We start from the raw sequence: 4,372 nt of genomic DNA, 5'->3' as shown, positions 1-4,372 counted from the left end.
ATCTCGTCGCTTTTAAAGCCCTCTTTGTCGTCAAAGCCCAAAGAGATCAAATTTTGCCTGAGCGTTTCGGTAATATCTTTACCGTTTGCTTCAAGTTTGAAGATCGGTTTTCTTACCATAGCGCTACCTGCTTTTGCGGTATTTTTTCTTCGCTCAATTCCGGCAGGGTTACGCTATCGCCTGCTTTTAAAACAATTTCTAGCTTCGGGTTAAGCTCCAGCACCGCTTCGAAAAATCGCAAATGCCCATAATGTCTATATACGATCTGATCCAATCGCTCGCCGTCTTTTGCTTTATAAATCATCTCTTCTCTTTTTGATTAAGTTCGTTCGCATCGTAATCCCTTCTAAGCGTAAGGCTGAACGTCTGCGTAAAAAATGCTCCATTTGGAGCGAATACGGATCTGTTTTCGCTGATCTTTTCTATCGCAAATCTGCCTAGATATTTACCCAGCCCCGTCACGAGCGGTAAGGATTTTCGCAGCTCTGCCAAAGCGTAAAGCGGCTTAAGCGCACTTTGTCCGTCGCAAGCGAATGGCAGAGTTTGTCCGCTAAGGGTAATGCTCTGCGTACCCAGGTTCGCGTTCAGCAGCGCGGAGTGATTATTTATCCGCTCGGCGGAGTTTATACCGAATTCCGTTTCTACCGCTATTTCGCTCGTTTGCTTCCACTCAAATTTAAAACCGCCCAAATTTAAGACCATTTTTAACCTCTCACGTCCGTATTTTTAGCATTTCGCTCATTTCGTCTGATAGCCTCCTGCACGTCCTTTGAAATCTGCCGCTTAAAAGCTTCGGTATCAATACTGCCTCCGTGAGCGTCGATCTTAAAATCTCCGTTAAAGGTTATATTTGTATTGCTGCCCCCGGCGCGGCTTGAGCTAAGAGTGCTGAGCGCTTCGCCCATAGGGCGATTCGGAACTGGGGTGAAATTTCGATCGGCATTAGCATAAGCAGGCGCCGTAACCGGCGCACTATTATCTCCAAAGCCGAAAAATTCCCCTACGCTTTTTACACTACTAAGCACCCAATCGATCTTTTCGCCTATCCAGCCGAAAAAGTCCGCAAATAGATCCTTCCACCACGCCACCGTCTCATCAAATACACTACTGAATGCTTTTATCCAGCTATCTAGCCAGCTCTTAAAATTTTCCCATTCAGGCTTGATTTTTTGCCAAAAGTTTTGAAAAAAGGCTTTGACTCTATCCCAATTCTCATACAGCCACACCGCCGCCGTAGCAAGTCCTACGACTATGGCGCCGATGCCAGTAGTGATTAGAGCCAGCTTCATTATGCGAAAGCCTGCAGCTGCAGCAATGCTTGCGCCTCTCAATATGGCCATAGCTGCTGCTGCGGCTTTGCTTGCCACGGCGTGAGCGATCATAGCAGCTCTTTGTGTTATAAGCGCAATATTCGTACGAAGCGTGGCGGCAGTAAGCGCCCACATTCCTTTGACCATCAGGGCAATGATATGATAAGCCGTTCTAAACGGCGCAAAAGCAAGCATAAGGCCTGCAAAGCCTATTTTAACGCCGCTGATCGCTACTCCAAGAGCTATGAAGCCGCCTACCGCACCGGTCAGAAGTTTGGCAAGCGTAGGGAATTTTTCGTTAAATTTTCGCAGTGCGTTTCCGAAAGCCGCAAATAATTTCGCTGCGCTATCTACGACGGGTAAAAAGGTCTCGCCGATTTGTGAGGCTAAATTGATCCAGCTTTGATGCAATCTATCTAATGCCGAGGCGGTAGTATTGAGCTTAACCTGCAACTCTTTTTCCATAGAGCCCTTGGCCTCGGCAGAGCGCGCCATAGCGATATTTGCTTTAAGTTCGTCTATGTTCTGCACTAGAGATGCTATCTCATCGTTGTAGTTACCGCCGACTAAATCGTATAAAATCCCCGCTTGCGCATCTTTAGGCGCAGCCTTGATCCTCTCTAAGAAATCTACCATTGCGGCAGTAGCGTCTTTGTTCAAATTTTCTTTGAGTGTTTGGGCATCCAGCCCGATCTGTTTCAGGGCTTCATGGAATTTCTTCGGTTGTTTTTCCGCGCTTGCTAATGTCGTAAAAAAATCATTCAGCGAAGTGCCTACTACGCTCGTAGCTTTGCCCGTGCTAAGCAGGGTAGAGGCAAATGCAGCCGTAGTCTTGCCATCTAAATCTATCATCCTTGCCGTAGCGGCAAGCAAAGAGGTAGCCTCTAAAATTTGATCGGCGTTAGCGTTTTTTACCTTATTGTCGAGTAGATTTATGGTGTCGAAAAGCTCCTCGATACCTTGGGTGTTTTTGATACCAAAGCCTACAAACATATTGTTCGTAGCTTTACCGACATCGTTTGCACTCATAGCAAAGGCGCTCATCGCCGTCGTAGTAAGTCTGACGTATTTTATGAGCTCATCGCCGCTTAAATTTGCTTTGCCGCCCTCTGAGGCGATAGAGGCAACGTCACTAAAGCTCTTGCCGAAGCTTGCGCTCAGATTTCTAAGCTCGCCTTTAAGCTTTGCCATCTCCTCATCGGTGCCGTCTACATATTTTTTCACGTCGGCAAAGGCCGCCTCGTCGTCTATGGCAAATTTTATCGGCACGGCAAGGCTTGCGGTTTTTGCAAGAGTGCCCGCAAGATTTCCTATTTCGTCCGAAATTGTTTGTTTATAGCGAGCTATATCCTTGCTTACGCCCTTTAGCCCGCGCAAATTTTCGCTTATACTTTTTACGCTTACGCCGGCATTTTTTGCACTACGCGCAAGCCCTTTTATCGCGTTATCGGCAGATTTGACGCTAGAAAGTCCTTTCAAAACCAGCCCTATACTTATGCCGAGCGTAGTTTGATTATCCATTTTACCTCCTTTCCTGCTGCAAATTTGAAAATTTATGATACAATCGCTTCTTATGAAAGAAAGCGATCTAATAACATTTTATACCGGTATCATCACCGCAGCTGTGCTGCTGGTGAGCTTGATATTGGGCTTAGAACCTAATCCGCTCATTACGATCCTTATCGTCGCAGGCGGAGTAATAGCGTTTTTACGACCTATCCACCGCACGTTTAAAAGACTGTTTAACGCATTTTTAAGCGCCCTTGAGCGCTCCGCTTTGCGCTTTTAAAATTTTAATACTTATAGCCACAAATTCACTAAAATCGATCATATCCATATCTAAAATTTCGCTATAGCTAAAATGCAACACGTAGCCTAGCAGCGCGATGTTTTCATTATCGGCTGCGCTCAAACGTCCAAAAAACCCTGTACCGTCTTTTGTAAAACGTTAAAATCGGCGATATCGAGCTCCTCGATCTGCGCCGGGGTTTTGTTGGCGCAAGCAGCGCAGAGTTTTATGCTTTGCTCGATCTCGGTTTTTTCAGCCGAAACAGCTTTGAAGGTTTTTACGCTCGGCGCAAAAACCTCTATCTCTTCGCCGCAAATCGGCAGATTTACTTTGATATTTCTCATTTTTTACTCTCCTAAATTTGATCTTACTTTCGCCATATAATCCACCCCGCCGATCATTAGGATCATATTTTCGGCATCTTTTAACACCATCGGCGTCTTGTCTATATTGATATCGACAAAGTGCGCTTGAAGCGTGATCGTAACTTCCATCTCGGCGCCGCTTTCAAAATCTGCAAATTCAATCTTTGTAATATCACCCGTAAAAGCTGCGCTAAACGGCTTCGGCTCGCCTGATGCTTGATAGATCGAGGCGGTGAAAAGAAACGGCACGCGCGAGCTAAAGGCATTCAGGCCCATAGCAAGCCAAGTGTTTCTATCTGCAATGCGGATCGTAAAGCTTACCTCGGTAGCGGCTAAAATGCCGCTGCTATAATTTGCGCTAAGCGCACCTTTGGCCTCTATCGTCTCAAACTCCATAGTAGGAAGTTTGAGCGTTTTTGTAACGCCTAAATAGCCCTGACCGTTGATGAATACGTTGCATTCTTGCACCGCTTGAGGGATAATTCTTTTCATACTTTTCTCCTTGTTTTAAAATTCTCCGTCTCTCTATCTGCTGAGCGCATCCATTAGCACCTTGCCGTATGTATCTACGTAGATGAAATCTAGCGTTAGTTGCTTTACGATTGGGTTATTTTGCATTCTGACGTCAAGATAAAATTTACCTGCCGTGATATTTGCTAAAGTATTCTTTGCGCTCCAGCTAAGTTCATACCCGAGCAGTACTCTAGCTCCTACGAGAGCCCGCAGTAGCTCATCTACGCTTCTTTTTGCGTGATAGAGTTGATCGGCTTTGCGATCTATCGCGAAAAACACCCCTTTTTGGCAAGCCTGCGAGATACGATCAAAAATCCTTACCCTGGCAAGATCCTGCCAAATGCTATCAACATCGCTAGTCTCTCCGCCCCAAGCCCTGAAGCCCTGCTCGCGAA

General features: G+C 46.0%; 6 protein-coding genes and 2 pseudogenes. All 8 read right to left on the bottom strand.

Annotated features, from left to right (window positions below; translation table 11 throughout):
- Positions 1–119, bottom strand: a pseudogene (locus Q0198_RS10925) (phage tail protein); the annotation flags it as partial.
- On the bottom strand, positions 113–304 hold the full coding sequence (locus tag Q0198_RS04030) for a tail protein X (protein WP_297895282.1): 192 nt from the start codon (positions 302–304) through the stop codon (positions 113–115). The gene Q0198_RS04030 and the pseudogene Q0198_RS10925, both read right to left, overlap by 7 nt.
- Positions 301–702 (bottom strand): phage tail protein, encoded by a 402-nt coding sequence (locus Q0198_RS04025; RefSeq protein ID WP_297895276.1) that lies wholly within the window; start codon positions 700–702, stop codon positions 301–303. The genes Q0198_RS04030 and Q0198_RS04025 overlap by 4 nt, the downstream gene beginning before the upstream one ends.
- A 2-nt stretch (positions 703–704) precedes the next feature.
- Complete coding sequence (locus tag Q0198_RS04020; protein ID WP_297895274.1) at positions 705–2,831, bottom strand: phage tail tape measure protein; 2,127 nt, start codon at positions 2,829–2,831, stop codon at positions 705–707.
- Positions 2,832–3,063: 232 nt separating this feature from the next.
- Positions 3,064–3,222, bottom strand: coding sequence for a hypothetical protein (locus Q0198_RS04015; protein ID WP_297895272.1), 159 nt, complete (start codon positions 3,220–3,222; stop codon positions 3,064–3,066).
- The gene (locus Q0198_RS04010) at positions 3,219–3,443 is read right to left on the bottom strand and encodes a phage tail assembly protein (protein ID WP_297895269.1); all 225 of its coding nucleotides are present in this window, start codon (positions 3,441–3,443) and stop codon (positions 3,219–3,221) included. Before Q0198_RS04010 ends, Q0198_RS04015 begins: the two co-directional genes overlap by 4 nt.
- 3 nt (positions 3,444–3,446) lie before the next feature.
- Positions 3,447–3,956, bottom strand: coding sequence for a phage major tail tube protein (locus tag Q0198_RS04005; RefSeq protein WP_297895267.1), 510 nt, complete (start codon positions 3,954–3,956; stop codon positions 3,447–3,449).
- A 33-nt stretch (positions 3,957–3,989) separates the two neighbouring features.
- Positions 3,990–4,372 (bottom strand): annotated as a pseudogene (locus tag Q0198_RS04000) (phage tail protein); the annotation flags it as partial.

Origin of the sequence: uncultured Campylobacter sp. (genome assembly GCF_938045205.1) — a bacterium.
In the GTDB taxonomy this organism is placed as follows: Bacteria; Campylobacterota; Campylobacteria; order Campylobacterales; family Campylobacteraceae; genus Campylobacter_B.
The sequence above is the reverse complement of the archived record's forward strand: the minus strand, read 5'-3'. Positions and strand labels throughout refer to the sequence as shown.

Coding starts and splice junctions, on each gene's coding strand:
- Q0198_RS04010 (WP_297895269.1), bottom strand. CDS start 3,443: ATGAGAAATATCAAAGTAAATCTGCCGATTTGCGGCGAAGAGATAGAG.
- Q0198_RS04030 (WP_297895282.1), bottom strand. CDS start 304: ATGATTTATAAAGCAAAAGACGGCGAGCGATTGGATCAGATCGTATAT.
- Q0198_RS04005 (WP_297895267.1), bottom strand. CDS start 3,956: ATGAAAAGAATTATCCCTCAAGCGGTGCAAGAATGCAACGTATTCATC.
- Q0198_RS04025 (WP_297895276.1), bottom strand. CDS start 702: ATGGTCTTAAATTTGGGCGGTTTTAAATTTGAGTGGAAGCAAACGAGC.
- Q0198_RS04020 (WP_297895274.1), bottom strand. CDS start 2,831: ATGGATAATCAAACTACGCTCGGCATAAGTATAGGGCTGGTTTTGAAA.